We start from the raw sequence: 2778 nt of genomic DNA on the forward strand, positions 1-2778 counted from the left end.
ATATAATACCATCACTTACTTGGATATTCGCAGTTTCCACTTGGTATAAAATCAAATCTACTTGGGCTATTCCGTTTGTAAATACAACCTGAACAGGCTGTCCAAAATCGATTCCAGAGACACTCGGCTTACTTATTGGGTTAGTTGTTGTACTTGCCCCAGAAAAAGTCAGTGTTTTTGTTCCAGTATATTCAATAGCCTCATTCCCATAAGCATCTACCGCTTTTATGCTCAAAGTCTGGGTGCTTCCAGCTTGTTGACTTGATTGACCACTGATGACAAAATGAGTAGTTGAGCTAGCATTTACTTGAATCCCTAATGGACTACTGACTAAAACTCCACTCGATACAACAATGGATGCCTGCTCTGCCCTAAACAAAGTCAAATCCACTGATGCAACTCCTTGATTTAACAATACGACTAAACCTTGATTGAATGTCCCTTTTATATATCGACCTTGAACTGAAGGATTCAATACTGGATTTAAGGAGGCATTGGCCCCTGAAAAAACAAGATTTACATCCGAAAAACCTCCCATAAATCCTGTATCCACATTCCCATAAGCATCTACCGCTTTTATACTCAACGACTGGGTGCTTCCAGCTTGTTGGGTTGCAATTCCACTAATGACAAAATGAGTAGCAGCATTAGATTTTACCTGAATCGAAAACGCTGATTTGGTAGATATGCTACCATCACTTACCTGGATATTCGCCGTTTCCACTTGGTATAAAATCAAATCTAATGCGGCCATTCCGTTTGTGAAAACCACCTGAACGGGTTGACCAAAATCGATTTCAGATACACTCGGTTTACTTATTGGATTAGTCGTTGTACTTGCTCCTAAAAAAGTTAGCGTTTTTGTTCCTGAATATTCAATAGCATCATTCCCATAGGCATCAACAGCTTTTATACTCAAAGTTTGGATGGCACCAGCTTGTTGACTTGATTGACCACTGATAACAAAATGAGTAGCTGAACCAGCATTTACTTGAATGGCTAATGGTGCTTGGTGTAAAATCACCCCATCAGTGACTGAAATTGAGGCTTTTTCTGCTTTATAAAGTGTTAAGTCGACTAATGCTATTCCTTTGTTAAACAATACCCTTAGACTTTGATTCATTGCTCCAGTTTCATATCTACCTTTAACGACGGGATTCAATACTGGATTATTGGATGCATTGGCCCCTGTGAAAACTAGATTTACATCTGTGAAACCTCCCATAAACCCTGTATCAATATTACCGTAAGCATCTATTGCCTGAATTTGTAATACTTGTGAAGTTCCAGCTTGTTGGGTCGCATTTCCACTGATGACAAAATGAGTAACAGCATTAGATTTTACCTGAATCGAAAACGCTGATTTGGCAGATATACTACCATCTGTTACCTGGATATTCGCCGTTTCCACTTGGTATAAAATCAAATCTACTTGGGCTATTCCGTTTGTAAATACCACCTGAACAGGCTGTCCAAAATCGATTCCAGAGACACTCGGTTTACTAATTGGGTTAGTCGTAGTACTTGCTCCTGAAAAAGTTAGTGTTTTGGTTCCTGAATAAAGCGCATTCACTTTCCCTTCACTATTAATTAGTTGAATACTTAATTTCTGTGATGTTCCAGCTTGTTGGGTTGCAGTTCCACTAATCACAAAATGAGTAGCTGGATTAGATATTACCTGAATCGAAAAAGCTGATTTGGCTGATATGCTACCATCTGTTACATGGATATTCGCCGTTTCCACTTGGTATAAAATCAAATCTACTTGGGCTATTCCGTTTGTAAATACCACTTGAACGGGTTGACCAAAATCTACACCAGAAACACTCGGCTTACTTATTGGGTTAGTTGTTGTACTTGCTCCTAAAAAAGTTAGTGCTTTTGTTCCTGAATATTCAATAGCATCATTCCCATAAGCATCTACCGCTTTTATACTCAAAGTTTGGGTGGCACCAACTTGTTGACTTGATTGGCCACTGATGACAAAATGAGTAGCAGCATTAGATTTTACCTGAATCGAAAACGCTGATTTGGCGGATATACTACCATCCGTTACCTGGATATTCGCCGTTTCCACTTGGTATAAAATCAAATCTACTTGGGCTATTCCGTTTGTAAATACCACCTGAACAGGCTGTCCAAAATCGATTCCAGAGACACTCGGTTTACTAATTGGGTTAGTCGTAGTACTTGCTCCTGAAAAAGTTAGTGTTTTGGTTCCTGAATAAAGCGCATTCACTTTCCCTTCACTATTAATTAGTTGAATACTTAATTTCTGTGATGTTCCAGCTTGTTGGGTTGCAGTTCCACTAATCACAAAATGAGTAGCTGGATTAGATATTACCTGAATCGAAAAAGCTGATTTGGCTGATATGCTACCATCTGTTACATGGATATTCGCCGTTTCCACTTGGTATAAAATCAAATCTACTTGGGCTATTCCGTTTGTAAATACCACTTGAACGGGTTGACCAAAATCTACACCAGAAACACTCGGTTTACTTATTGGGTTAGTTGTTGTACTTGCTCCTAAAAAAGTTAGTGCTTTTGTTCCTGAATATTCAATAGCATCATTCCCATAAGCATCTACCGCTTTTATACTCAAAGTTTGGGTGGCACCAACTTGTTGACTTGATTGGCCACTGATGAAAAAATGAGTAGCAGCATTAGATTTTACCTGAATTGAAAACGCTGATTTAGCTGATATGCTACCAACACTTACCTGGATATTCGCAGTTTCCACTTGGTATAAAATCAAATCTACTTGGGCTATTCCGT

The 2778-nt window shown here is 38.9% G+C and carries 1 protein-coding gene; it reads right to left on the reverse strand.

Annotated elements, in window-relative coordinates; all coding sequences use genetic code 11:
• Positions 1-2778 (reverse strand): hypothetical protein (locus tag G9H65_RS07945; RefSeq protein ID WP_166374819.1); only part of this gene is annotated, 2778 nt, incomplete at both ends.

The organism is Aquirufa ecclesiirivi (assembly GCF_011250515.1).
GTDB classification, from domain to species: Bacteria; Bacteroidota; Bacteroidia; order Cytophagales; family Spirosomataceae; genus Aquirufa; species Aquirufa ecclesiirivi.